A 25,942-nucleotide genomic window follows, 5' to 3' on the forward strand; every position below is an offset into this window, starting at 1 on the left:
GTCCTTAAGGAGAAAGCAGGTAACCGCTACGGTAGGCTTCGGTGCCTGCGACGTGAGCGATGACCATGCCGGCGGTCGCCATGCGTCGCAAAGAGCGCGCATACAACAAACCGGGATTGAGAGTGTGGATCGGCGTTACCAGATCGTTGATCGGGTCGATGATTTCGGCGATTTTCTGCCCGGCTTCCAGATACTCGCCAGGCAAAGCGCAGAACACCAGCAGACCGCCCGCGGGCGTTTCGACCGGTTCGACAGCGGCCAGCGGAGTTGCCGGGTACAGCAACTCCGGCAGTGGCGTCGGCTCCCCGGCAATTACGCCGTAGTGCATCAGGTAGCTGATCAATGCCTGGCAGTCGCGGCTGGCCAGGGCATGATTGACGTCGCCTTGGCCGCGCAACTCGAGCGTTACCGAAATGCTGCCCGTGGGCACCGCAAAGCGCTCGCCGAAGCGTTGCTGCAACTGCCACCAGAGCAGGGTGAAACATTCATCAAACGACTGCCCGCCGGAATCAGTGGCCAACAGACTGGCCTGGGCACCGAGATAGCGCGACAGCGCTTCGACCTGCGACCAGGCGTCGGGCGTGGTGTACAGGTGCTCCACCGCTTCGAAGTCGCAATGCAGGTCCAGCACCATGTCGGCATCGCAAGCCAGGCGTTGCAGCGTCAGCCGTAGCGACTGCAACTGCGTGCTGGCGACTTTGGCGGACAATGCCGCGCGCAGGCTGCTGCGGATTAGTTCGAGGTTGTGCTGCGGGTCATCGTTGAGTCGGGCTTCGACGTCGTCGCCGACCTGCTGGCTGAGGTCGACGAACCAGCGATTGAAATTCTGCCCGCTCTCCAGTTCGTAGCGGCCCAGCGGGATGTCCATCACCACCTGTTCCAGGCCGATCGGGTTAGCCAAGGGGACCACGACGATTTCGCCCAGCAGGTGGCCGGCCTTTTCCAGTTCGGCCAGGCGCTGTTTCAGGTACCAGGCCACCAGCATGCCGGGTAATTCGTCCGCATGCAGGGAGGCCTGGATGTAGATCTTGCGGCCACTGTTTTCAGGGCCGTAATGAAAGCTGTGGATCTGCCGCGCGGTCCCTGGCAGGGGGGCGAGCAGATCGTGCGTATGGTAGCGCATGTAAAAACGTCCTAATGAGCCGGGCCCAGAAAGGCCAGCCAGCGGCGCTCGGCCAACCGGAACAGGCCGACCAGGGCAAAGGTGACCGTCAAGTAGATCAGGGCGGCGATACCGAAGGATTGAAAGGTCATGAACGTCGCCGAGTTGGCGTCCCTCGCGACCTTGAGAATATCCGGCACGGTCGCGGTGAACGCTACGGTGGTCGAATGCAGCATCAGAATCACTTCGTTGCTATAGAAGGGCAGCGAACGACGCAGCGCCGATGGCATGATCACATAGGCATAAAGCTTCCAGCCGGTCAGACCATAGGCCTTGGCTGCTTCGACTTCACCGTGGTTCATGCTGCGAATTGCCCCGGCAAAGATCTCCGTGGTGTAGGCGCAGGTGTTCAGGGCGAAGGCGAGGATCGTGCAGTTCATCGCGTCGCGGAAAAACGTATCCAGCAATGGCTGCGCGCGCACTGCCGCGATGCTGTAGATACCGGTGTAGCAAATCAGCAACTGGATATACAGCGGCGTCCCGCGGAACAGGTAGGTGTAGAACTGAACCGGCAAGCGCACCCAGAACTTGCGCGAAACCCGAGCGATAGACAGCGGGATCGACACCAGAAAGCCGATGAAGATCGAGGCGCTGAGCAGCCACATGGTCATTGCCAGACCGGTGATGTGCTGGCCGTCGCTATAAAGGAAGGGCCGCCAGTATTCTTGAAGAAGTTCGATCATCGTTGTGCCTCCCGGCTACCTGCGGCATAGCGTCGTTCGGCCCAGCGCAGGGCAAAGTTCGAGGCGCTGGTGATCAGCAGGTAAATGAATGCAGCCACGACCAGGAAGTAGAACAGTTCATACGTACTTTTACCGGCATCCTGAGACGCCTTGACCAGATCGGCGAGGCCGATGATCGACACCAGTGCCGTGGCCTTGAGCATCACCATCCAGTTATTGCCGATGCCCGGCAGGGCGAAGCGCATCATTTGCGGGAACACCACGTAACGAAAGCGTTGGCCACGTTTCAGGCCGTAGGCGGTAGCGGCTTCGACCTGACCGCGCGGGACGGAGAGAATCGCGCCACGGAAGGTTTCGGTGAAATAGGCACCGTAGATAAACCCCAGGGTGATGACCCCGGCAGCAAACGGGTCGATTTCGATGTAATCCCAGTCCATGGCCTCGGTGAGGCCGGTCAGCCAGGTTTGCAGGCTGTAAAAGATCAGCAGCATCAGCACCAGGTCGGGCACGCCGCGTATCAAGGTGGTGTAGATCTGCGCCGGAATGCGCAATACGCGCAGGCTGGACAGTTTGGAACTGGCGCCGATCAGGCCGAGCACAACGCTCACCAGCAGCGACAGGATTCCTAATTTGATGGTCATCCAGGTGCCCTGAAGCAGCAGTGGGCCGAAGCCTTTCAAGCTGAGAGCAGACAACCCAAGGTTTTGCAGCATTTCGTCGAACATGGATCAAGCCTTTTGCGGTCAAAAAAACGCCCATCGAATCGGGTGACGGATTCTCACCTGAAATCGATGGGCGTCGGGATGTTATTTACCGCTATACAGGTTCAGATCGTTAAAGTGCTTTTTCTGGATTTTGGTGTAGGTACCGTCGTCGTGTAGCGCTTTGATACCTTTGTCCAGCAGTGCCTTGAGGTCTTTGTTGCCTTTCGAGATACCGACTGCGGTTTTTGCCGGCAGCAACGGATCGTTGATTGGCTTGCTGACCTCGTAATCAGCACCTTGTGGCGACTTCAAGAAGCCTAGTTCGGCTTGCAGCATGTCTTGTACGGAAGCATCAAGACGGCCGGAAGTCAGGTCAGCGTAAACCTGATCCTGGTTGGCGTAGGCTTTGGTAGTGACACCAGCCTTGTCCAGAACGGCTTTAGCATAGGCTTCCTGAATGGTGCCTTGCTCATAGCCAACGGTTTTACCTTTGAGCGAAGCGGTGTCGGCGGAGATGCCCGAACCTTTTTTGAACACCAGCGCAGTCGGGCCGGAGAACAGTTCGCTGGAGAAGTCGATAACCTTCTCACGGGCCTCTGTTACGGTCATCGACGAGATAACACCGTCGAATTTGTTGGCCTTCAGGCCAGGAATCATGCCGTCGAAATCGCTTTCGACCCATTTGCATTTAACTTTCAGCTCGGCGCAGATCGCATTGCCCAAGTCGATATCAAAGCCCACCAGGCTGCCGTCAGCGGCTTTCGATTCGAAAGGTGCATAAGAAGGATCGACGCCGAAGCGCAGTTCCTTGTATTCCTTGGCCATTGCATTACCAGCGGCCAGACAAATAGCCAATGCGGAAAGGGTCAGCCATGCTTTTTTCATTGATCAGTCCTTAAAACCAAAATGAGCGTTGGGAACACGCGAAGCTCTTGCTACCGGCTAGCGCCAGACGGGTAGAAGATAGCAATTTTTGAACCAAAGAGACGAACGTGCGTTTTAAATGTACACAGTTGTCGCAATGATGACTTTGATGTGCAAGTGATCATCGCGAGCTCAGAACGACCTACAGGATAGACGAACTTATTGGCTGGATAAGGTGCCATTTGAGTGCGCGCTCTGGACTTGAAAGCTCGCAGGTTGGGTATCGATGCTCAAAATGCGGGCGTGCTTATGGGGTCGCACCCAAATGTGGCACCAAAGGTATCAACTCGAAAAATTTGCAGCGCTGCGAGGCTGTCGGCCTCGGCGAGGATCGTGACGCTGCGTTCCCACGCAGAGCGGGGGAACGATCAGTGCCCTTATATTACTTGCCAGGTGTCAGCGTCAGCCGTTCCTTGCCGTAGGCTTTTTCGAAGTTCTGCGGCTGCATCGGGATGGTCATGTATTGGCCTTTGAGCAACGAGTCGATACCGTCGGCATAGTGCGGGCTGGCCGGGTTTCCGGACTGACCGGCGCTGTTCTGACTCATCATCGGTTCCGGCTGGCCGAAGTCGACGATGATGCGCATGGCCGGGGTCAGTGAGGTGTCAAAGTTCTGACCCCAGTTGTAGCCCGACATATTGATTGTGCTGTGATCACCGCCTGCCGGGATCGGACTGCGATTTGCCATTTGGCCATTTTGCGCGGTCCAGGTGTAGCGGTGCAGTTTGCCCCATTGCCAGGCCTTGTGATCGGTGCCCAACTGGCTTTCGCCAGCGGTGATAGCAGCTGCCAGGCTGCGGGCGAGGATGGTCGGCTTGTCTTCTTTTTGCGGCGTCCTGATGTCATCCCAATACGGGCTGTCCTCACGTCCCAGCAGGTGATCGGCCTGGGCGGAATAGGCGAAGTTGGCGTTTTCGACCAGCGCTTTCCAGGTCGGGCTGGTTTCCGGTCCCAGTTCGTCGAGGAAGATCTGCTTGGCGCTTTCCTGCAGAAACAGCTCATACACCGCCGCATCGGCCGAACTGGCGGACAGTTTGCCGTCGAACGCCATCAGGCGCGTCAATGCGTCGTGTGCCTTGCCGCGATCAGCCGCGGGCAGGGCCTCGATCGCCTGTTTCAGCGGCTGGGCCATGCCAGGCGCTTCGAACATTTTTTTCAGCTTGGCGGCGAAGGTCGTCGTCTGGTCGTACTGCATGGCGATCATGCTGCGGCTGTCCTGTTTGCCGCTGCCCGCCAGCTCGGCGATGCGTTCGGCGCGTTCCGGGTAACCCCAGGAATTGGACAGCTGCATGCCATAACCTTTAGGCATGGTGCGTTGGTTGGCAGTGCCGATCCAGCCCTGCGCAGGGTCTTGATCGTATGGGTGCAACATCGGGTCGGCGAAACCGTCCCAGTCATAACGGCTGTCCCAGCCCGGCGACGGTAGCAAGCCAAGCCCTTCGCGGCGGTTCGGGAAGCGTCCAGTGACTTGCCAGCTGACGTTCTGCGCATCGGCGAATACCATGTTCAATGCCATGGCGCGGATTTCGCGGATGGCATCCGAGGCTTTTTCCACGTTCTGCGCGCGGGACAGATTGAAGAACGCGTCCATGCTCTTGTCGTCTTTAAAGTCCGGGGTTTGCAGGGCCAGACCAAAACCGCTGTTCAGTTGCACGGGTTGCTGCGGGCTGCTTCGTTCGTCCAGCGCGCTGTTGAGCAGCGGGCCGTGACGAGTTTCGTAAACGGTTTCGCGAACCGGGCGCTCGCCTTTGATGAAGAAGGTTTCATTGCGCACGATGGCGGGCTGCCATTTGCCATCAACCATATAGAGCAGCGTGTTGTTTTCGCGCTTGAGCTTCTCCAGGAACACATCCTGATTGTCGCCCATGGCCGTGGTCATGCCCCACGCCAGCTTGCCGTTGAAGCCCGACATCACCAATGGCAGACCAGCGATGGACATCCCGGCGGCCTCATATTTCGGTGCGCGGATCTGCACGAAACTCCAGGCTGACGGAAGCGTGGCCGGCAGATGCATATCGTTGGCCAGCAGGCTTTTGCCGCTGCGACTGCGCTGGGGCGAGATTACCCAGTTGTTCGAGGTGGCGACGCCGAGCATGTTCAGGTCGGACAGTTGCAGGACGGCCTTATTCAGATCGCTGAGTCCCGGCACTTGGGCAAGGTTCAAGCCCTTGAGCTTCTCGGTCTCGGCGAACGGTAATTCTTCATCGGGGTAGGTCGGGATCAGCCAGGCGAGTTTGTCCGCGCCGACTTTTTGCGCCAACACCAGGGATGAGAGCTCTTCTTGCAGGTTCACCGACATACCGAAGTTCAGCAGGCTGAAGATCAGCGCCGAATCTTCCGGCTTCCAGTACTCAGGGTGATAACCGGACGCAGCCAAGTCAGCCGGCAATTTGTCGCGGTAGCGGAACAGGTAGGCGTTGACACCTCGCGCGTACACCTCGAAAAAGCGTTTGAGTCGTGGCGAGGAGCTGTTGTACAGCTCATTGGCGCTCTTCTTCAGGTTGACCGAGCGCATCAGGCGGTCGATTTCCAGCGCGCTGGGCCCGGCCATTTCGGACAGGCGACCCTGTGCGAGCAAACGCATGCTGACCATTTGACTGATGCGGTCACTGGCGTGCACATAACCCAGGGTGAACAGCGCGTCGTGAAAGGTGTTGCTCTCGATCAGCGGCATGCCGAGGCTGTTGCGGCGTACCGAAACGTTTTGCGCCAACCCTTTGATCGGGAACACGCCGGTGGTCGGCGCAAGCGTATCGCTACCGGTACCGTTGAGCTGACAACCGGTCAGGCTCAGGACGCTGATCACTGCTGCGGCAACGCCGAACCGGGGTAGAAAATGTGAAAGGGCTGGCGAGGCCATGGGAAAGCTCCTGCGGGGGTGACGTTTTAAAGGCGCTACGTTAGTGAGCAGGCTCGCGCCACGCAAGCGGCCATTGGGGCGAATGTACGGATTTGTCGCTGGAAGAGGGGGGCGTTGCGTATTTTGTGTGTCAGATAAGTCAGATTTACCGTGGGAACGAATTTATTCGCGAATGGCCTGACACGCCGCCTATCACGCGAATGAATCTCCCACGGGTTCATCGATCAGCGGATCAAGCGCCGTGGCACTTCTTGAATTTCTTCTCGCTGCCGCAAGGACAAGGATCGTTACGGCCAACGTCCTTCAAGGTATTGCGCACCGGCTCCTGGGGAGCATGACCGCAGTTTGGGCCATGGACGTGTCCGTGCTGGTGGTCGTGGTGATGGTCATGACCGTGGTCGTGGTTGCAGTCTGGGCCGTGAACGTGGGTTTCTTGGTTCATCGAAGTTACTCCGGAATAAAATTGGCGGGAATTATCTCGCCATTACGTTCCCGGTGCACGCGATGAACGCACAATAGTCGGCCATACTCGGCGCATGAGCAGCAGGAGTCTGACCCATGAACCTCTACGAAATCGTTTTTACTGGCCAGTTGGTCCCCGGCGCGCAACGCGAACAGGTCGAGGAGAACCTGGGCAGGTTGTTCCAGGCCGATGCCCCGCGCATCGCGCTGCTGTTTTCCGGGCGCCGACTGGTGCTCAAGAACAACCTCGATGAGGCGGCGGCAGAAAAATACCGTTCGACCCTGGAGCGCGCTGGAGCGCTGGCTGAGGTGGTGGACATGCAGGTCGACATGGAGGAGGTGGAGTTGGCGCCGCCGCCCGATGCGCCGGGCTCCTATCGTTCAGCTCACGCTAACCGTCGGTTGCAGGTCGTACCGCGAGACGCTTACATGGCGGCCTTTATAGCAGTGGATGCCCCTGATTTCTCGATGGCCGAGGTGGGCAGCAATATGCAGGAGCCGAAGACCCCACCGCAGGCTCCACGTCTGGATCTGTCGCAACTGAGCCTGGCGCCGGTTGGCAGTGACATGGGCCAGCTTGAGAAACCGCAAGCAGGACCGGCGCCCGACACGTCGCATCTTCAGTTGAGCTGAGTGGTGCCCCCTAGATAACTGGCGCAGCACTTCTTGAATTTCTGCTCGCTGCCGCAGGGGCACGCATCGTTGCGCCCGGCTTTTAGCGGTACGGTGGGATCGATGAAATACCAACGGCCCTGATTCTGCACGAACGCCGAACGCTCACGATGGCTGTGTTCGCCATTGTCGTCATGCCAGCGTGCGACGAAGGTCACGAACGCATGCTCGGGTTTGCCGCCGAGCACTTCGACGTTCTCGACGTCCAGTCCCAGCCAGGTGCTTTGCGCGCTCCAATCGCTGATCGATTGACGATTCAGATCGCCTTTCTGCGCAGGCAACGTGGTGTCCAGCAGGTAATCGATCAGACCCAGGACATAGGCGCTGTAGCGCGAGCGCATCAAAGCTTCTGCGCAAGGGGCGGGCAGGCCTGCGTGGTAGTGCCCGCAGCAGGCGTCCAGTAAATTTCCGCTGCCACAGGGGCAGATCGAGCTAGTCATGACTTACCACCAGTACTTGCCGAAATTCTCCGGATTGGCCCAAAACTTCGCGTTCAGCCAGTCGGGGACTTGTTTGTATTCACGCAGATCGTAAGTGAACAAGGTCAGGATCTGCTCGTCACGGGCAAAGCGCTCACTGGCTTGCAGCGCCAATGAATAGAAGTCGGTGTCCTGCCAGCCGCAGGCGTGCAGGTCGGCCAGCACGGCGATGCGGCTGGCATTGAGATTGCGTATCCCACCCAGTAGTTCCAGGCCAGTGCGTTTGGGCAAATGCTCCAGGCAATCGACCACCAGCGCCAGATCAAAGCGTTGCGCGGCAAGCTCGGCCGGCAGCGCTCCAGGCGCTGCATGTGCCAGTTCAGTGCCTGGGTGGGCCGTCTGGAAGGCGTCAAGCGCCGGGAAGCTTCCGGCACCGATCAGTAGCAAGCGTTTGGGGGCGTAACGATCGAGTAATGCGGCCAACGCCTGTTGCGGCGTCCGCGTAGAAAAACCTTCGCTCATCGAAAATCCTCAGTTGAGTTGCAAGACTAGCCTGCTGTGGCGCAATGGACTAGGGTCTGTTGACGTTTGGTGACGTTCGCCACAAACGTCAACAGACCCTAGTCAGTACCTCTAATCGGGGCGTTCGTACATTTTTCATTGGCTGCTGGCAAATCTCGCGCAGAAGCCGTTACTGTGCGCGAAAGAATAATTACCAGGGGCACGTATGAAGCTGTTTTGGGGGTTGGGGAAGGTGTTGACGCTGGGATTCTGGCTGGTGGTGCTGGTCAATCTGGTCACTGCACTGCCGAGTCCTTTCGATTTGTTGATCAGCCTGGCTGGCAGCCTTGTGCTGTTGATCCATCTACTTGAAGTGGTGCTGTTCAATCGTAGCCTGCGCAGGCGGGCTCGTCCGTGGCTTGATCGTGGGCTGATCCTGGTGTTCGGTATCTTTCACCTGCGGTCCTTTTCTCGCCCGTCCACGGAGGCCGCTCATGCGTAATCTTCGCCTGCTGGCTGTGTTGTGCAGCGCGACGGTCTTTACCCCTATGGCCATGGCCCAGGTGGTTACGGTCGAACCGCACTCGCTCATGCGTCTCCCCGGTAATACCAGCGTGTTGCAACTGGAACGTCTGGAAGTCGCCGATTACGGCACATTGTTGATTCCCGCGGGGTTGGCTGAAGTGAAGGTCGGTGAGCTGGTAATGGGCCACGAAGCGCGGATTGCGATTGTGCCCAGCGAGCAAAGTTTCAATCTGGTTGTGGGGCGGGGTGAGCTGGCATCTGGTAGCCAAATCACTGCCCGTGGTGCTGCTGGTACGTTCCTCAAACCGGCATTGCCGGGGCGTAACCTGACCTTGCGCCTGGAAAAACTGACCGCTGAAGAGTTGTCGATCGACGCCCGTGGTGGCTCGGGTGCGCCCGGTTATGTCGGCCTTGATGGCGGCAATGGCCAGGAACCGGGTTGCACTTGGGGTGAGGCCGGTCGCGGCTACGACGGCGATAACGGTGGTAACGGTCACGATGGCGCGCCAGGTGCGCTGGTACGCATCGAGCTGCCGCAAAACTTTCCGGCGGCGCGCGTTAAAGTGCAGGTCAACGGCGGCGCGGGTGGGTTGGCGGGAGCCGGTGGTCTGGCGGGTAAGGGCGGAGCTTCCAAAGGTTGCCTGGTCTACCGTGCTGACGGCGGCAAATCAGGCAAGCCAGGTCAACCCGGCCAGGCGGGTGCGCCAGGCGCCAACGGCGCTTTGACCTTGCAGCGGTTGTAAGCAGGCAATCGAGGCGGTGTGCCTGACACACCGCCTGACTATCAGAACCCCGGTCGAGCCGCAGCCACGGCCACCAACACCAGCCCCACAATCAAGTTGATTCCTACCAGCTGGCGAATACGCCCCAGTACGGCCGCGCCCTCCGGCCATTGTTCGGCTGCCACTGCGCGACGCAGTTCAGGCAGTTGCAGTGAGTGGAGGCGAATGAACAGCGCCACCATCACCACATATAAACCCATCATCACCTGCACGTAACGCGGCGCGGTTTCGAAGCCGGCGAAGCGCAGATTGATCATGCCCACGCCCGTGATCGGTAACACCAGCACCGCCACCCAGACCCAGAGAAAAAACCGCGGAAACACCTGGACCCACAATTTCAGGCGCGCCGGCCCTTCCAGGGCGACACCCACCGCCGGGCGCAATACCATCCAGGCGAAGAACATGCCGCCGACCCAGACCAGGGCGGCCAGCACATGCAAGGTGTAGACAAGGGCGAAAGCGGTCATTCGGTACTCCGTTCTGCGCGGGATTGATTAGCGCGGTATGATAGCCCGCTCTCAGAAACACTGAAAATTTATCCAGCATTCGTAGCGCCCCGAAGCCAATGATCAGTAACGAACTCAAATCCCAGATTCAGGGCGCCTATACGCGTTTCCTCGAAGCCAAGAGCCTCAAGCCGCGCTATGGCCAGCGTTTGATGATCGCCGAGATCGCCAAAGTGCTGGGCGATATCGACACCGACGAAGAGGGTCGGCGTTCAGGCGACCCGGCGGTGGTCGCGGTCGAGGCGGGCACGGGTACCGGTAAAACCGTGGCGTATGCCCTGGCTGCGATCCCGACAGCCAAGGCGGCGGGCAAACGTCTGGTGATTGCCACGGCGACCGTCGCCCTGCAGGAGCAGATCGTCTACAAAGACCTGCCGGACCTGATGCGCAACAGCGGGCTGAACTTCAGCTTTGCCTTGGCCAAAGGTCGCGGCCGCTATATGTGCCTGTCCAAGCTTGACATGCTGTTGCAGGAGGGCCATGCACAAACCGCCACTGCCCAGCTTTTCGAAGAAGAAGGCTTCAAGATCGAAGTCGATGAAGCCAGTCAGAAGCTGTTTACCAGCATGATCGAAAAGCTTGCCGGCAATAAGTGGGACGGCGACCGCGACAGTTGGCCGCAAGCCCTGGAAGACCAGGACTGGGCCCGCGTCACCACCGATCACAGCCAATGCACCAACCGCCACTGCCCGAATTTCCAGCAGTGCGCGTTCTACAAAGCCCGCGAGGGCATGGGCAAGGTCGATGTGATCGTCACTAACCACGATATGGTGCTGGCTGACCTGGCTCTTGGCGGCGGTGCGGTGTTACCCGATCCGCGCGAAACCCTGTATGTGTTCGACGAAGGCCATCACCTGCCCGATAAGGCCATCGGCCACTTTGCCCATTACACCCGTCTGCGCTCGACGTCGGACTGGTTGGAGCAGACGGCCAAGAACCTGGCCAAACTGCTGGCCCAGCACCCGTTGCCGGGTGATCTGGGCAAGTTGATCGAACAGGTTCCTGAGCTGGCGCGGGAGATCAAGACCCAGCAGCAGTTCATGTTTACCGCCTGCGAACAATTGGCCGATTTCAGGGCCGGTGAAGACACGGAAGGCCGTGAGCGCCCGCGTCACCGCTTCGTCGGTGGCCTGGTGCCCGAGCACATGCGTGAAATGGGTATCGAGCTGAAGAAGGGCTTTGCCCGGCTCGATGATCTGTTCACACGCCTGACCGAACTGCTCAAGGAAGGCATGGATGGTGAGGTCAACATCGGCATCGCCAGCCATCAGGCCGAAGAGTGGTATCCGTTGTTCGGCAGCTTGCTGGCCCGGGCCCACGGTAACTGGGAACTGTGGACGGCCTTTACCGTAGAAGACCCCGAAGACAGCCCACCCATGGCGCGCTGGTTGACCCTGGCCGATAGCGGTTCGTTATTCGATATCGAAGTCAACGCCAGCCCGATTCTGGCGGCGGAAATGCTGAGACGTAACCTGTGGAACGTCGCTTACGGTGCCCTGGTGACCTCGGCGACCCTGACTGCACTGGGCAAATTCGATCGTTTCCGCATGCGCGCTGGCCTGCCTAAAGGCGCGGTGACGGCGGTCGTGCCGAGCCCGTTCCACCATGCCGATGCTGGCGTGCTGCGCGTGCCCGATCTCAAGGCCGACCCGCGTGACGCCGTGGCGCATACCGCCGCGATCATCCGTGAACTGCCGAAACTGGTGGAGGGCTCGCGCGGCACCCTGGTGCTGTTCTCCTCGCGCAAGCAGATGCAGGAAGTCTTCGATGGCCTTGAGCGCGACTGGCGAAAGCAGGTCTTCATTCAAGGCAACTTGTCCAAGCAGGAAACCCTGAACAAGCACAAGGCGCGGGTCGACAGTGGCGAATCCAGCGTGCTGTTTGGTCTGGCCAGCTTTGCCGAAGGGGTGGACTTGCCGGGTGCCTATTGCGAACACGTGGTCATCGCCAAGATCCCGTTCGCGGTCCCGGATGATCCGGTGGAAGCCGCCCTGGCGGAATGGATCGAAGCCCGTGGCGGCAATCCGTTCATGGAAATTGCCGTGCCTGACGCCTCGTTGCGTCTGGTCCAGGCCTGTGGGCGTTTGCTGCGAACCGAAGAAGATCGCGGCACCATCACGCTGCTCGACCGACGAGTGGTCACCCAGCGGTACGGCAAGGCGATCCTCAACGCGCTGCCGCCGTTCCGCCGCGAAATTTCCTGACGACAGGTGGGCATCATTGGCCCCGGATCGGGTCTTAACCCGATCTGGCGTTAGTTTGTCACTTTTTACAAGTGTCACTTTTCATGCTGTGCCGCTTTTTGGTAGGCGCTACTTTCAAGCCAGGCCATCAACGGGTCGTTAAGGGAAACTATTCAAATGATTCGCCGTTCGCTGTCCACGGTTTTAGCGTTTTTTGCCGGTCCACTGATGGCTGGCCCCCTGTTGGCTGCTACGGATGGGCAACAGACATTATTCAATTTCGTTCGTCCTGCCGATGTAGTCCAGGTGGCAACGCAGGATGCCAGCCTGCCGCAATCCAACGCCGAACAAACAGCCGAAGGCGAAGTACTACGCCGCGTGATCTTCAACCCGGTGGCGCGGCCCAGTCTGCGCCTGACGCCACAGACCGGCGTGTGGGATTGGTCTGATGACAGCGCCATGACCCTGCGTATTCAAAGTGCCATGGATTGGGCACTGACCCTCGATGTGCAAATCCAGAGCGCCAACGGCAAAGTGATCAACAGCCGTGTCGACTTGCCAGCCGGACCCGCTCAGACCTTGTTTATTCCCTTGCAGACCAGCTCACCCCTGAGTCAGGGCATGTACGCCGGGCCGCCGATGCCGTGGACCTATGAAGGTCAGCGCGTGCTGTTGGCCAATGCCGAAGGAGAGTTGGACCGCAGCAAGGTGGTCTCGGTCACCGTGTCGATGAGTCAGCCCAACGTTGCGCAGAGCATCCTGGTTGAGCGTTTCGGGGTGCAGGAAGGTGATGTGATTCAAAAAGCCGCCTACGGCAATATCGTTGATGCCTACGGCCAGTCCACCCGTGCCAAATGGCCGGAAAAGGTTGGCAGCAATGAACAACTGAAAAGCTTGGCGATCAAGGAGCAACAGCAGCTCAAGACCTGGCTGGCAGATCGACCTAAACAGGACAAATTCGGTGGCTGGCTCAATGGCCCCCGCTTTGACGCCAAGGGTTTTTTCCACACCGAGAAACTCAATGGGCGCTGGTATCTGGTCACGCCCGAAGGCCACCCGTTCTATTCCCTGGGGGTGAACGCCGTGACTGCCGGCGATAGCCGGACGTATGTCGAGGGTCGCGAGTTTATGTTCTCGGCCTTGCCGGCGGATGCCGATCCCCTGGCCGTGTTTTATGGCAAGGACGACAACCGCAGCAACGCAGGTGCCAACCGGGATCGCTATTTCAACCATGGCCGCTGGTTCGATTTCTACGGTGCGAACCTGCAGCGCACCTACGGCCAGGAAAAATGCGCCAAAGTCTCGCAAAGCCATCCCGCTGAAAGCAACAGCGAAACCAAGGCCGGTATCGCGCAGGCAGCCAAGGCCGACGCTGATGCGGTTGCAGTGGACCCATCGGTGGTCGCAGCCGCCAATGCCGACTGCGCCTCGCCGACCTTCGATGCCAAACGCTGGACGCGCCACACCCTTGACCGCCTGCAAGCCTGGGGCTTCAACACCATCGGTAATTGGAGCGATCCAGAACTGGGCGTGAATGATCGCGTGCCGTACACCTTGCCGCTGTCCATCGTCGGCGACTACAACAGCATCAGCACTGGCGAGGACCGCTGGGGAGGCATGCCGGATCCGTTCGATCCGCGTTTTGCCATGGCCACCGAGCGCGCTGTGGCCATCGCCGCCCGCGATCACCGCGACGATCCGTGGCTGGTGGGTTATTTCGCCGACAACGAGCTGGCCTGGGCTGGCCCCGGCGATGACCCGAAAGCACGCTACGCACTGGCGTACGGCACCCTGAAAATGACCACCGATGCGCCCGCCAAGCGTGCATTCCTCAAGCAATTGCGCGACAAGTACCGCAATCAGCAGGGCCTGTCCAACGCCTGGGGCATTGATCTACCGGCCTGGGAGCTGATGGAAGATCCAGGGTTCGAGCCGCCGCTGCCGAGCGCTGAACACCCTGAGATCGAGGCTGACTTCAAATACTTCCAGCGTGTGTTCGCCGACACGTACTTCAAGACCATTTCCGATTCCTTGAAATGGCACGCACCCAACCACTTGCTGCTCGGTGGCCGTTTCGCCGTCAGTACTCCGGAAGCAGTGGCGTCTTGCGCCCAGTATTGCGACGTCTTGAGTTTCAATTTCTACACGCCTAAACCACAGGACGCTTATGACTTCGCCACGCTGCGTGAGCTGAACAAGCCGGTGCTGGTCGGCGAATTCCACTTCGGTTCGCGTGATCGTGGCCCGTTCTGGGCGGGTGCAATGGAAGTGGCCAAAGAAGAAGATCGTGGCCCGGCCTACGCCAATTTCCTCAAGCAAGCCTTGGCCGAGCCGTCGATTGTCGGTGTGCACTGGTTCCAGTACCTCGATCAACCCGTGACCGGTCGTTTGCTCGACGGTGAGAATGGTCATGTGGGCTTGGTCGGGATCACCGACGTGCCGTTCCAGGGCTTCGTCGAAGCAGTGCGCAAAAGTAACGGGCAGGTCGCCGATACCCTCAATAAGGAGGCGCGCGCCAACGACGCCGAAAAAGCCAAGGAACAACCGCCCGCGTTGTCTGAAAAAGGCGCGGGCGGCAAGCAGGGCGGCGCAACAGGCAAAGGCGGTGCAGGCGCTGCGGGCGGTCTCATGGGGGCGGTACCCGTTAATCGTCGCCGTCGAGCCTGAGTCTGTTCCCAAAGCGCTCAATCGCTGGAACAATGCACATCAATTTGTAGAACAGTGGTTTGGGGAGCGAGCGCGTGCAGATTCAGGGTCATTTCGAGCTTAAATTTGAAGCAGTGCGTGAAGCCTTTGCCGCACTCTTCGATGATCCTCAAGAGCGCGGCGGCGCGCTGTGCATCCAGATTGGCGGGGAAACCGTGCTTGACCTCTGGGCTGGCACGGCCGACAAGGATGGGGCAGAGGCCTGGCACAGCGACACCATCGCCAACCTGTTCTCCTGCACCAAAACCTTCGCCGCGGTGACCGCTCTGCAACTGGTCGGCGAAGGTAAGCTGCATCTGGATGAGCCTGTTGCCAACCTCTGGCCAGAGTTCGCGGCTGCCGGGAAAGAGAAAATCACCTTGCGTCAGTTGCTCTGCCATCAGGCGGGACTGCCAGCGCTGCGTTACATCCTGCCCGCTGAAGCGCTGTACGACTGGCAAGCCATGACTGACGCGCTGGCGGCGGAAGAACCCTGGTGGACACCTGGCCAAGGCCATGGTTATGCCGCTATCACTTATGGCTGGCTGGTCGGTGAACTGTTGCGGCGTGCCGATGGGCGCGGGCCGGGGGAATCCATCGTCGCCCGCGTCGCGCGTCCCCTGGGGCTCGATTTTCATGTCGGGCTGGCGGATGAAGAGTTCTATCGTGTCGCGCATATCGCCCGCGGCAAGGGTAATGCTGGCGATGAAGCCGCGCAGCGTCTGCTGCAAGCGACCATGCGCGAACCGACCTCCATGACCGCGCGGGCGTTCACCAACCCACCGTCGATCATGACCAGTACCAACAAACCTGAATGGCGACGCATGCAACAGCCTGCCGCCAACGGCCATGGTAATGCCCGCAGCCTCGCGGGTTTCTACAGCGGCCTGCTCGACGGTCGTTTGCTGGAAGCGGAGCTGCTGAGCGAACTGACCCGCGAGCACAGCGTGGGGCCGGATAAAACCCTGTTGACCCAGACCCGTTTCGGTCTGGGATGCATGCTCGATCAACCGCAGGTGGCTAATGCTACCTACGGTTTGGGACCTAAAGCCTTCGGCCATCCCGGCGCAGGTGGCTCCACGGGTTTTGCCGACCCTGAGCGAGAGGTGGCGTTTGGTTTCGTCACTAACACGCTCGGGCCTTACGTCTTGATGGACCCCCGCGCGCAGGCGCTGGCGCGGGTATTGGCCGAGTGTTTGTAGTCGGCTGTTTGTAACTTATTATTGCTGTTGTGGACGCGCTCAGGGAACTGAGTGACGGATTTGCTTTCGAAGCGTCTGCCTTATCAGCGTTTCTCAAAGCTCGATTTCTGCTTAATTATTTTGTGGGTTAACAATGTCGTCTAATAAAAGTCTAGCGTTCGCCGTGTGCCTGGTTGTCACCGGTTGTGCTCAATCTCCACAGAATGGTTCCGCCGACGGCGGTTCGAGTTGGTGGCCCTTTGGTTCTGACAAGGTCGCGGAAAAAGCCCCTGATCATGCCGCAGCGGCTAAACCCGATTTGAAAGCCGCTGCCACTGCGCCTGCGGCTAAAGTCGACGCCAAGACCCCCGCTGTGGCCGCACCTGTCGTTGCCAACGCCGATTCCGAGACCCATTGGTGGTGGCCGTTCGACAGTAAAAAGGAAAAGGATGCGGCCAAGCCCCTGCTCGCCGTTCGCCCAGACGCTGTCCCGATGCCTGACCCGAAAATTACCCAGGCCTGGCTCGATGACTATGAGCCGCGCTTGCGTCTGGCCATCAAAGACAGCCCCTTCCAACTGGAACGCCGTGAGAACGTGCTGGTGATCATCGCGCCAGCGGACAGCTCCTTCAACCACGACCGCCCGACCATGTTGCTGCCGGTGACCTTGGGTCCTATTTCCCGTCTGGCCAAAATGGTTGAAGCCGATCCGAAAACGGCTGTACTGGTGCTCGGCCATGCCGATACTGCCGGCGTCGAAGCGGACAATCTGAAGTTGAGTCAGGACCGTGCGTCGTCAGTGGCGGCGATTTTCCACATGAGTGGCCTGCAGCGTGATCGTTTGGGTATGCGCGGCATGGGTGCGTTGATGCCGCGCGCGGCCAATGACAGTGTGGAAGGTCGCAAGCAGAACCGTCGGATCGAGATCCTCATGACCCCGCAGGTCACCATGGTTGCCTTGCTCGCCAAGTACAACATGCCAGCTCCGGCCCCGATCCTGGTCGCAGCTCAAGCTGCACCGCCAGTGGCCGCCGCGCCAGCAGCCAAAGCAAGCAAGAAGGCAACGGCTGGGAAAAAATCCGTCAAAAAAACTGCCGCGAAAAAACCTGCTGCGAAAAAAACCGCGGTTAAAAAAGCGACCCCGACCAAAGCGGCGCCAGCCAAGCCCGATGCGCCGGTAGCACCAGCAGTGCCGGCCGATCAAGCCAAAACCAACTGAGCCAAAACGTAGCCCCAGGAATTGCAGCAGCAAAGGAAGCACGTGATGACCAAAGTTTTGGCCGATATGCGCCGTGATTATGCCCGTGATGGTTTGACCGAAGCTCAGGCTCCGGACGAACCTTTTACCTTGTTCCGTCAGTGGTTCGACGAGGCGGTGAAAACCGAGCAGGCGCCGGTCGAAGCTAACGCCATGACCCTGGCCACCGTCGACGAAGACGGGCGGCCGCATTGCCGGATTTTGCTGCTAAAAGGGCTGGATGAGCTGGGCTTCACCTTCTTCACCAACTACGAAAGTGCCAAAGGTCAGCAACTGGTGGTGCGTCCTTTCGCTGCCATGACCTTCTTCTGGCCGACCCTGGAGCGTCAGGTGCGCATCGAGGGTCGCGTGGTCAAGGTCAGCCCTGAAGAGTCGGACGCTTATTTTCAGGTCCGCCCTTTGGGTAGTCGGCTTGGTGCCTGGGCTTCACCGCAAAGCCAGGTCATTGCCGATCGCGCCGAACTCGAAGGCTTGCTCAAGAACACCGAGGCGCGTTTCAGCGACAGCCAACCCCACTGCCCTGAGCATTGGGGCGGTTATCGCTTGCTGCCCGAGCGGATCGAGTTCTGGCAAGGTCGTCCAAGTCGTCTGCATGATCGCCTGAACTATCGTTTGCAGAACCAGCAGTGGACCCGCGAGCGACTGGCCCCTTAATCGCCTGAGGCTCTGGTCTCAGGAATTTTGATCTCAGGAGCCTGCGTGGTAGCGTTTTGCAGCCAGGCAGGCAGATCGCAGCGTTTGATTTTCTGCTGCTGTGCCTGATCCAGGCGCTGCAGCATGAATATCCTCTTTTCGGGGTCGTCCCCTGCCAGTGATAACGCCAGATCGCGATCCATCCAGCGCTTGATACGTACATACAACCACCCGTGGAAATACAAACCCGCCACGGTGGTAACAACGATGATGAAGTAATCCATGACAACCTTTGTAACAGTAAATGCTTTGAATTAATTTTCAGCACAACCGTCTATGAAGTAAGTGCAGCCTATGACTGTATGACCGCTTAATGAAATTAAATTTCTCTCAGCGGGTCGTGACAGCTTTCATGTCACGGAGTCTAATGGCTATCTGTTCTTTTGGAGATGATCTTATGCGTAAGTCTGTTCTGCTGGTTGCTTCGTTCACTGCCATGGCATTGACACTAGGCGGCTGTACCTCAAGTCTGACCGGGGACTCCTATTCCCGCGATGAGGCTCGGACAGTACAGACCGTACGCATGGGCACCATCGACTCGTTGCGCCCAGTTAAAATCGAAGGTACCAAAACCCCAATCGGCGCAGGTGCCGGTGCGGTGGTTGGTGGTGTGGCCGGTAGCTCGGTCGGTGGCGGTCGCGGCAGCATCATCACTGCGGTCATCGGTGCGGTAGCCGGTGGTCTGGTTGGTTCGGCCGCAGAAGAAGGCATGACCCGTGCACAAGGTGTGGAAATCACTGTGCATGAAGACGACGGCACTATGCGCGCCTACGTGCAGGAGGTTGCGGCAAACGAAATTTTCCGGGTCGGCGATCGTGTTCGCATCATGACCGTGAACGGCACCAGTCGTGTTGCTCACTAAGCGTTAAAACACTTTTGCAATAAATAGTCATAAAAAAATCCCCGGCCACTGGTCGGGGATTTTTTTGGTCCAGACTATTGGTTACAGCGATCCAGACAGGGCATCACGCCTTGTTATTTTTACCACTGGCCATGGCGGTGATCGCGTAGCCGATCAGCGCGGCAAGAATCGAGCCGGTGAGGATGCCCATGCGGTCCATCCCGGCGAATTCGCTGACGCCTGGTACGAAGGCCAGGGAGCCGACAAACAGACTCATGGTGAAGCCGATCCCGCACAGGATCGACACCCCGAGCACTTGTCCCCAGTTCGCTCCGGCGGGCAGCGCGGCCATACTGGTTTTTACCGCCAGCCAGGTCAGGCCGAATACGCCAACGGTTTTGCCCAGCAACAGGCCGGCAGCGATGCCCATTGGCACATGATGAGTAAAGCTTTCCAGCGTGACGCCGGTCAGCGGTACGCCCGCATTGGCGAAAGCGAACAGCGGCAAAATGCCAAAGGCGACCCACGGGTGTAGCACGTGTTCCAGGGCCTGCAGGGGTGAAGACTCGGCGTTTTTGGTCCGCAGCGGAATACAGAAAGCCAGCACCACACCGGCCAACGTCGCGTGCACGCCGCTTTTGAGCACGCAGATCCACAGCAGCAATCCGATCAGCAGGTAAGGACCGAGCTTGATCACGCCTGATTTGTTCATCGCAATCAAGGCGATGATGGACAGCGCCGCCAGCATCAGCGACAGGCTCGACAGTTCACCCGAGTAAAACACCGCGATCACGATGATCGCCCCCAGGTCATCAATGATTGCCAACGTCATCAAAAAAAGTTTCAGCGACACCGGCACGCGTTTACCGAGTAACGCCAGCACGCCCAGGGCGAAGGCGATGTCGGTGGCCATGGGAATAGCCCATCCGCCGAGCGCGGCCGGGTTGTCCTTGTTCAGGGCCCAGAAGATCAATGCAGGCACCACCATGCCGCCAATCGCCGCAGCGCCTGGCAAGACGATCTGCGACGGTTTGGACAAATGGCCTTCCAGTACCTCGCGTTTGACTTCGAGGCCGATCAGCAGGAAGAACAAGGCCATCAAGCCGTCGTTGATCCACAACAGCAGCGGCTTGGCGATTTTCAGTGCGCCGACCTGGGCGACCACGGGCACGTCGAGCAGCCCGTTGTATAACCAGGCCAAGGGCGAGTTATTGATGATCAGGGCCAGTGCCGCTGCAGCGATCAATAACAGACCGCTGGCCGCTTCCATCTGAAAGAAACGAGTGAATGTGCTACGCAAGGGCAAAGTCGCTCTCCATGATTTTGCTCAAAAGGAATGACACCCTAACCCGTACTGTTAGTTGTTAAAACAAAAGTTATATTCTTTTTTGTTATATGGGAGTGGGCAACGCTAGAAGGGAGAAGAGCCTAGCAGTTATGTAACTAATTGCTTCTTCACTGTACCTGTTCGGTTTGTAGGATCTTTCCTAATATTGTCTCCGATTCTGGTTGTGAGTCAGTCGGCAGCCACTTCTTCTATTCTGTGGCTCAGGGTGCAGCGCATTGTTGTGCCCTCGAACATGCTTGATTCAATGAGAACCCGAAAATGAGTGATAACCGTCAGTGGGCCCGTGAAGCGATCCGGATCATCGAAGCGGATTTCCAGCGCAGCGCCGATACCCATTTGATTCCTCTGGAGTTGCCTGGCTTGCCCGGCATCGAGCTGTACTTCAAGGACGAATCCAGCCACCCGACCGGCAGTCTCAAGCACCGCCTGGCGCGTTCGCTGTTTTTATACGCGTTGTGCAATGGCTGGCTGAAGCCTGGCGCTCCGGTGATCGAGGCATCCAGTGGCTCCACGGCGATTTCCGAGGCGTATTTTGCCCGCTTGCTGGGTTTGCCATTCATTGCCGTGATGCCGGCCACGACGTCTCAGGAAAAGATTGCACAAATCGCCTTCTACGGCGGCAACAGCCATCTGGTCGAGGATCCGACGCAGATCTACGCCGAATCCGAACGCCTGGCCCGAGAAAGTGGCGGGCATTTCATGGACCAGTTCACCTATGCCGAGCGGGCCACCGATTGGCGAGCCAACAACAACATTGCCGAGTCGATCTTCCAGCAGTTGCGCTTCGAGCGTTATCCCGAACCCAGTTGGTTGATCTCAAGTCCTGGCACGGGCGGCACCACGGCGACGCTGGGCCGTTACGTGCGCTATCGCCAGCATTGCACCCGAGTGCTGTGTGCCGACGCCGAGCGGTCAGTGTTCTTTGACTACTACCAGAGCGGCGATGCGAGCTTGCGCCTGGACTGCGGTTCGCGGATCGAAGGCATTGGCCGGCCGCGGGTCGAAGCCTCGTTCTTGCCCAAGGTGATCGATGCGATGGTCAAAGTACCGGATGCCTTGTCGCTGGCGGCCATGCATTACCTGGCGCAGCGTTTGGGCCGGCGTGTCGGCGGATCGAGTGGAACCAATCTGATCGGCGCACTGTTGGCGGCCCGGCAAATGGTTGCCGCCGGTGAGTCCGGGTCTATCGTGGCAATCCTGTGTGATGGTGGGGAGCGTTATGCGACCACCTATTACGATCAAGGCTGGCTGCAGGCGCAGGGCTATGAATTGGCAGGATTGATCGACAGCGTCGCGGCCTGCGCCGAGCGGGGCGAGGCCTTGCCTGACGGCGTGTTGCGCGCGGGGATTTGATCGAGGGTTTACCGACAACTGTAGGAGCGCGCTTGCCCGCGATAAAGGCCGAAGGACTTTCTGCGTCTGACACACCGCCATCGCGGGCAAGCGCGCTCCTACAGGGGGGCTTTAGCGATCCGGCAATTGCCTTACGCCTCGATCCCCAACATATCCCGAGCCAGCGCCTCGGCGATGCGGATGCCATCGACCCCGGCGGAAAGAATGCCGCCGGCGTAACCGGCGCCTTCACCGGCCGGGAACAAGCCTTTGACGTTCAGGCTCTGCAGGCTGGCGTCGCGGGTGATGCGTAGCGGTGAGGAGGTGCGGGTCTCGATCCCGGTCAAGATCGCATCATGCTGGGCGAAGCCTTTGATCTGCTTGTCGAACGCCGGCAACGCTTCACGAATCGCTTCGATGGCGTAAGCGGGCAGGGCGTCGGCCAGGTCCACCAGTTTCACGCCGGGTTTGTAGGAAGGTTCGACACTACCCAGCTCGCTGGACGCCTTGCCAGCGATGAAGTCGCCCACCAGCTGTGCCGGTGCCTCGTAGGTGCTGCCGCCCATGATGTAGGCGTGGGACTCCAATCGTTCCTGCAACTCGATCCCGGCCAGCGGGCCGCCCGGATAATCCTCCGGCGTGATACCGACCACGATCCCGGAGTTGGCGTTGCGCTCGTTGCGCGAGTATTGGCTCATGCCGTTGGTGACCACGCGGTTGGGCTCGGACGTCGCTGCCACCACGGTGCCGCCAGGGCACATGCAGAAGCTGTACACCGAACGACCGTTTTTGGCGTGGTGCACCAGTTTGTAGTCGGCCGCACCCAGTTTCGGGTGCCCGGCATATTTGCCCAGGCGTGCGCGGTCGATCAGCGATTGTGGATGTTCGATGCGGAAGCCCACCGAAAACGGCTTGGCTTCCATGAACACTCCACGGCCGTGCAGCATACGGAAGGTGTCGCGTGCGCTGTGGCCCAGCGCGAGAATCACATGCCGCGAGTCGATCTGCTCACCGCTATCGAGGACCACGCCCTGCAACTGACCGTTATCGATCAGTACATCGGTGACTCGTTGCTGGAAGCGCACTTCACCACCAAGGGCCTTGATCTGCTCGCGCATGTTTTCGACCACGCCGGTCAGACGGAAGGTGCCGATATGCGGTTTGCTGACGTAGAGGATTTCTTCGGGCGCACCGGCTTTGACGAACTCGTGCAGTACTTTGCGCCCGTGAAATTTAGGGTCTTTGATCTGGCTGTAGAGCTTGCCGTCGGAGAATGTCCCGGCGCCGCCCTCACCGAATTGCACGTTGGATTCCGGGTTGAGCACATTCTTGCGCCACAGGCCCCAGGTGTCCTTGGTGCGCTGACGCACTTCGGTGCCGCGCTCGAGGATGATCGGCTTGAAGCCCATCTGCGCCAGAAGCAAACCGGCGAAGATCCCGCAGGGGCCAAAGCCGACCACGATCGGGCGTTCGCTCAAGCCCTCAGGCGCATGCCCGACAACTTTGTAGCTCACATCCGGTGCCGGACCGAGATGACGATCGTCGGCGAGTCTGCACAGCAAAGCGGCTTCATCACGCACCGTGAAGTCGATGGTGTAGATGAAGCACAGCTCGGAGGATTTTTTCCGCGCGTCGTAGCTGCGCTTGAACAGGGTGAAGTCGAGCAGTTCATCGCTGTCGATGCCCAGGCGCTGCAGCAGGGCAGGCCGCAGGTCTTCTTCCGGGTGATCGATTGGCAGCTTGAGTTCGGTGATTCGTAACATGACAGGGTCCAGTATCCGGGCCAGCTTTACGCGAACCGGCAATTATAAGCCGGTTCGGGCCGCTTCACGAATTAAAAACCTGTGAGGCTAAAAATGGCCCCCGTCAGCGAAATCAGTCGTTACGCGCCCCACCGTAGTAGGCGCAACCGCGCTGGACCTGGCCATTGACCCGCAACTCGGCGGTCAGATGCTGCACGGAGCCATCGACCGGGTCCACGCAGCGTTGCGGCGCGACCCACAGTTCGATGCGTTGGTCGTTGGCTTCGGTGCTCAGGTCGAGGCGTCCGTCCGGCAGCTGTTCTTCGACGTAAGGCAGGGCCAATGCATCTTTGCCTTCACGGTTGAGAACCAGACCCTTGCCACTGACATTGACGTTCCACGCCGGAGTGTTGCCACTGGCATGCACGATCAGAAGCTTGAAGTTGGCGTCGTCACAGACATTGGCCGAACGTTCGATGCGGTACAGCTGTTGCAGATTCACTTGCCCATCCATGCCGGTCGTTTTGCTGGCGCCGAAGCTGCCGCGCAGGTCGGCGAACAGTTTGCCCTTGCGCGCGGCCAGTGCGCCGGCCTCTTGCAGCACGCCGGTATTGCCGCTGTCCGTGATCACGAACCGCCGTTGTGAATTGCATGGCTGGAACCACAACTGACCGCCTTCACCGGTCAGCTCACCCTGCATGCGAGTCAGGCCCGCGTTGGGCGACTCGGGTTTGGCGTTGAACATCTGGCATCCGGCAAACACGGGCAGCAGGGCAAACATCAAGACGGAACGGGCAGCAAACATGGTGGGTCTCCAAACAAGTGCCGCCACGTTACTCAGCCTGCTGCCCGATCACAAGGGACTCAGCCAACGATGTACGTTTGCCCAGTCTGCAAGCCTTCGACACTTTTGGCGTAAGCCAGCGCCACATCCGCTGCCGGAACCGGTTTGAAACCACGGAAGTAAGGCGCGTAAACCCCCATCGATTCCACCAATACGGTCGGGCTGACTGAGTTCACCCGAATGCCCCGTGGCAGTTCGATAGCGGCCGCGCGGACGAAGGCGTCGATTCCGGCATTGACCAGGCTGGCCGAAGCGCCAGAGAGGATCGGGTCGCGATTGAGGATACCGCTGGTGAAGGTGAAGGATGCACCGTCATTGGCGAATTCGCGCCCGATCAGCAGCAGATTGACCTGGCCCATTAGCTTGTCTTGCAGGCCCAGGGCAAAGCTTTCCCCAGTCATTTCAGCCAATGGCGCGAAGTTCACATTGCCGGCCGCGCACACCAGCGCGTCGAATGAACCTGTCCGTTCGAATAGTTTTCTGATCGAGGCGCTGTCACTAATATCCACCTGGAAATCACCACTGTTGCGGCCGATCCGCACGATTTCGTGGCGTGGGGCCAACTCCTGCGCGATAGCTGTACCGATGGTTCCATTGGCGCCAATCAAAAGAATTTTCATCGAGCGATCCTTGAAGTGAATGAATGAAGATGCAGTGTAGGTGGCTTTTCTCCGTCGATAAGCGTGCTAATAGGCAACCTTTGGTTTTCAAAAGGAAACAATCGAATGAGTGAAATGGATGATCTGGCAGCGTTTGCGGTCCTGATCGACGCGGGAAGTTTTACCTTGGCTGCGCAGCGGCTGGGGTGCAGCAAAGGCCAGTTGTCCAAACGCATCAAGTTTCTGGAAACCAGTTTTTCGGTAGTGCTGCTGCATCGCACCACGCGGCGCTTGAGCCTGACGGCGGCCGGTGCTGCTTTGCTGCCACAGGCCAGGGCGCTCATCACCCAGGTCGAACGAGCGCGGCAGGCCCTGGCCCGGTTGCAGGATGAAATCTCCGGCGCGGTGCGGATCACGGTACCGGTGTCGTTGGGCGAAACGTTTTTCGAAGGCTTGCTGACGGAGTTTTCCCAGGAACACCCGCTGGTACAGGTCGAACTGGAGCTGAACAACGGCTTTCGGGACTTGCATCAGGACGGCTTCGATTTGGCCATCCGTTCCAGCGTGGGTAGCGACGAGCGCCTGGTCGCCAAGCCGCTGCTGGCCATGCAGGAGTTGACTTGTGCCAGTCCCGCCTACCTTGAACGGTATGGGGAGCCGACCCACCCCATGGCTTTGAGCGAGCACCGTTGTCTGCTCAACAGCCATTACAGTGGTCGCGAGGAGTGGCTTTACCATCAGAACCACCAGCTGACGCGGGTGCGCGTGGCGGGACCCTTTGCCAGCAATCACTACAGCCTGTTGAAAAAGGGCGCGCTGGCCGGCGCCGGCATCGCGCGGCTGCCTTCCTACATGGTCCACGCCGAGATCAACGACGGTCGTCTGCGCTGGCTGCTGCGCGATTATCAGACGCGCAGTTCGCCGTTGTACCTGGTGCATCCCTATGAAGGCGGTTTGCCGAGACGCACGCAAGTATTGGCTGACTACCTTCTTGGGTGGTTCGCACGCAGTAGTGCCGCTCTGGAGCGACTCTGAG

General features: G+C 59.2%; 25 protein-coding genes. 11 read left to right on the forward strand and 14 right to left on the reverse strand.

Features of this window, described 5'->3' with window-relative positions; genetic code table 11:
• Positions 1-4: 4 nt before the first annotated feature.
• The 6 genes from AC1MEE_RS00800 to AC1MEE_RS00825 all read right to left on the reverse strand — a co-directional run bounded on the left by AC1MEE_RS00800 (position 5) and on the right by AC1MEE_RS00825 (position 6,775).
• A complete protein-coding gene (locus AC1MEE_RS00800; protein WP_480413247.1) occupies positions 5-1,123 on the reverse strand; it encodes a succinylglutamate desuccinylase/aspartoacylase family protein in 1,119 nt (372 codons plus the stop codon).
• An 11-nt stretch (positions 1,124-1,134) separates the two neighbouring features.
• Positions 1,135-1,845, reverse strand: coding sequence for an ABC transporter permease (locus AC1MEE_RS00805; RefSeq protein WP_480413248.1), 711 nt, complete (start codon positions 1,843-1,845; stop codon positions 1,135-1,137).
• On the reverse strand, positions 1,842-2,570 hold the full coding sequence (locus tag AC1MEE_RS00810) for an ABC transporter permease (protein ID WP_480413249.1): 729 nt from the start codon (positions 2,568-2,570) through the stop codon (positions 1,842-1,844). Before AC1MEE_RS00810 ends, AC1MEE_RS00805 begins: the two co-directional genes overlap by 4 nt.
• 81 nt (positions 2,571-2,651) lie before the next feature.
• Positions 2,652-3,434, reverse strand: a complete 783-nt coding sequence (locus AC1MEE_RS00815) for a transporter substrate-binding domain-containing protein (protein WP_480413250.1) — start codon at positions 3,432-3,434, stop codon at positions 2,652-2,654.
• Between the two features lie 421 nt (positions 3,435-3,855).
• Complete coding sequence (locus AC1MEE_RS00820) at positions 3,856-6,333, reverse strand: penicillin acylase family protein (protein ID WP_480413251.1); 2,478 nt, start codon at positions 6,331-6,333, stop codon at positions 3,856-3,858.
• Between the two features lie 232 nt (positions 6,334-6,565).
• On the reverse strand, positions 6,566-6,775 hold the full coding sequence (locus AC1MEE_RS00825) for an SEC-C metal-binding domain-containing protein (protein ID WP_480413252.1): 210 nt from the start codon (positions 6,773-6,775) through the stop codon (positions 6,566-6,568).
• Between the two features lie 116 nt (positions 6,776-6,891).
• Here AC1MEE_RS00825 and AC1MEE_RS00830 point away from each other — a divergent pair, with 116 nt between their 5' ends.
• Complete coding sequence (locus AC1MEE_RS00830; RefSeq protein WP_480413253.1) at positions 6,892-7,428, forward strand: hypothetical protein; 537 nt, start codon at positions 6,892-6,894, stop codon at positions 7,426-7,428.
• On the opposite strand, the gene AC1MEE_RS00835 is transcribed toward AC1MEE_RS00830, so the two are convergent.
• Positions 7,416-7,907: a YchJ family protein gene (locus AC1MEE_RS00835; RefSeq protein ID WP_480413254.1), complete on the reverse strand. Its 492-nt coding sequence runs from the start codon at positions 7,905-7,907 to the stop codon at positions 7,416-7,418. The genes AC1MEE_RS00830 and AC1MEE_RS00835 overlap by 13 nt on opposite strands.
• A gap of 3 nt (positions 7,908-7,910) precedes the next feature.
• The gene (locus tag AC1MEE_RS00840) at positions 7,911-8,408 is read right to left on the reverse strand and encodes a DUF6231 family protein (RefSeq protein WP_480413256.1); all 498 of its coding nucleotides are present in this window, start codon (positions 8,406-8,408) and stop codon (positions 7,911-7,913) included.
• A gap of 205 nt (positions 8,409-8,613) precedes the next feature.
• Here AC1MEE_RS00840 and AC1MEE_RS00845 point away from each other — a divergent pair, with 205 nt between their 5' ends.
• Entirely contained in the window at positions 8,614-8,889 is a 276-nt protein-coding gene (locus tag AC1MEE_RS00845; RefSeq protein ID WP_480413257.1) for a DUF1145 domain-containing protein, read from the forward strand.
• Complete coding sequence (locus tag AC1MEE_RS00850) at positions 8,882-9,655, forward strand: collagen-like protein (protein WP_480413258.1); 774 nt, start codon at positions 8,882-8,884, stop codon at positions 9,653-9,655. Before AC1MEE_RS00845 ends, AC1MEE_RS00850 begins: the two co-directional genes overlap by 8 nt.
• Positions 9,656-9,696: 41 nt before the next feature.
• Here AC1MEE_RS00850 and AC1MEE_RS00855 read toward each other — a convergent pair whose 3' ends face one another.
• Positions 9,697-10,161, reverse strand: a complete 465-nt coding sequence (locus AC1MEE_RS00855) for a CopD family protein (protein ID WP_480413259.1) — start codon at positions 10,159-10,161, stop codon at positions 9,697-9,699.
• A 98-nt stretch (positions 10,162-10,259) separates the two neighbouring features.
• On the opposite strand from AC1MEE_RS00855, the gene dinG reads away from it, so the two are divergent.
• The 5 genes from dinG (at position 10,260) to pdxH (ending at position 18,161) form a co-directional block, all read left to right on the forward strand.
• The gene (gene dinG, locus AC1MEE_RS00860; RefSeq protein WP_480413261.1) at positions 10,260-12,404 is read left to right on the forward strand and encodes an ATP-dependent DNA helicase DinG; all 2,145 of its coding nucleotides are present in this window, start codon (positions 10,260-10,262) and stop codon (positions 12,402-12,404) included.
• A 156-nt stretch (positions 12,405-12,560) separates the two neighbouring features.
• Positions 12,561-15,050 (forward strand): beta-agarase, encoded by a 2,490-nt coding sequence (locus AC1MEE_RS00865; RefSeq protein WP_480413263.1) that lies wholly within the window; start codon positions 12,561-12,563, stop codon positions 15,048-15,050.
• Between the two features lie 74 nt (positions 15,051-15,124).
• Complete coding sequence (locus AC1MEE_RS00870; RefSeq protein ID WP_480413265.1) at positions 15,125-16,270, forward strand: serine hydrolase domain-containing protein; 1,146 nt, start codon at positions 15,125-15,127, stop codon at positions 16,268-16,270.
• A 133-nt stretch (positions 16,271-16,403) separates the two neighbouring features.
• The gene (locus tag AC1MEE_RS00875; protein WP_480413266.1) at positions 16,404-17,468 is read left to right on the forward strand and encodes an OmpA family protein; all 1,065 of its coding nucleotides are present in this window, start codon (positions 16,404-16,406) and stop codon (positions 17,466-17,468) included.
• 45 nt (positions 17,469-17,513) lie between these two features.
• The gene (gene pdxH, locus AC1MEE_RS00880) at positions 17,514-18,161 is read left to right on the forward strand and encodes a pyridoxamine 5'-phosphate oxidase (protein WP_480413268.1); all 648 of its coding nucleotides are present in this window, start codon (positions 17,514-17,516) and stop codon (positions 18,159-18,161) included.
• Here pdxH and AC1MEE_RS00885 read toward each other — a convergent pair.
• Positions 18,158-18,424 carry a hypothetical protein gene (locus tag AC1MEE_RS00885; protein ID WP_480413270.1) on the reverse strand — a complete coding sequence of 89 codons (267 nt, stop codon included), beginning with the start codon at positions 18,422-18,424 and terminating at the stop codon, positions 18,158-18,160. The two genes, pdxH and AC1MEE_RS00885, sit on opposite strands and share 4 nt — an antisense overlap.
• Positions 18,425-18,597: 173 nt before the next feature.
• Between AC1MEE_RS00885 and AC1MEE_RS00890 the strand changes: the two genes are divergently transcribed.
• Positions 18,598-19,062, forward strand: a complete 465-nt coding sequence (locus AC1MEE_RS00890) for an outer membrane lipoprotein (RefSeq protein ID WP_480413272.1) — start codon at positions 18,598-18,600, stop codon at positions 19,060-19,062.
• A 103-nt stretch (positions 19,063-19,165) separates the two neighbouring features.
• On the opposite strand, the gene nhaA is transcribed toward AC1MEE_RS00890, so the two are convergent.
• Positions 19,166-20,347 carry a Na+/H+ antiporter NhaA gene (nhaA, locus tag AC1MEE_RS00895; protein WP_480413274.1) on the reverse strand — a complete coding sequence of 394 codons (1,182 nt, stop codon included), beginning with the start codon at positions 20,345-20,347 and terminating at the stop codon, positions 19,166-19,168.
• A 300-nt stretch (positions 20,348-20,647) separates the two neighbouring features.
• Between nhaA and AC1MEE_RS00900 the strand changes: the two genes are divergently transcribed.
• Complete coding sequence (locus tag AC1MEE_RS00900; protein ID WP_480413276.1) at positions 20,648-21,742, forward strand: PLP-dependent cysteine synthase family protein; 1,095 nt, start codon at positions 20,648-20,650, stop codon at positions 21,740-21,742.
• Between the two features lie 131 nt (positions 21,743-21,873).
• Here AC1MEE_RS00900 and AC1MEE_RS00905 read toward each other — a convergent pair whose 3' ends face one another.
• From AC1MEE_RS00905 to AC1MEE_RS00915, 3 genes are all read right to left on the reverse strand, one after another.
• Positions 21,874-23,484: an NAD(P)/FAD-dependent oxidoreductase gene (locus AC1MEE_RS00905; RefSeq protein WP_480413278.1), complete on the reverse strand. Its 1,611-nt coding sequence runs from the start codon at positions 23,482-23,484 to the stop codon at positions 21,874-21,876.
• Between the two features lie 112 nt (positions 23,485-23,596).
• Entirely contained in the window at positions 23,597-24,268 is a 672-nt protein-coding gene (locus AC1MEE_RS00910) for a COG3650 family protein (RefSeq protein ID WP_480413280.1), read from the reverse strand.
• 59 nt (positions 24,269-24,327) lie between these two features.
• Positions 24,328-24,927, reverse strand: coding sequence for a short chain dehydrogenase (locus tag AC1MEE_RS00915; RefSeq protein ID WP_480413282.1), 600 nt, complete (start codon positions 24,925-24,927; stop codon positions 24,328-24,330).
• Between the two features lie 105 nt (positions 24,928-25,032).
• On the opposite strand from AC1MEE_RS00915, the gene AC1MEE_RS00920 reads away from it, so the two are divergent.
• On the forward strand, positions 25,033-25,941 hold the full coding sequence (locus AC1MEE_RS00920) for a LysR family transcriptional regulator (RefSeq protein ID WP_480413284.1): 909 nt from the start codon (positions 25,033-25,035) through the stop codon (positions 25,939-25,941).
• The last annotated feature ends 1 nt before the right edge of the window (position 25,942 follow it).

It is taken from the genome of Pseudomonas sp. ASL3 (assembly GCF_056680425.1).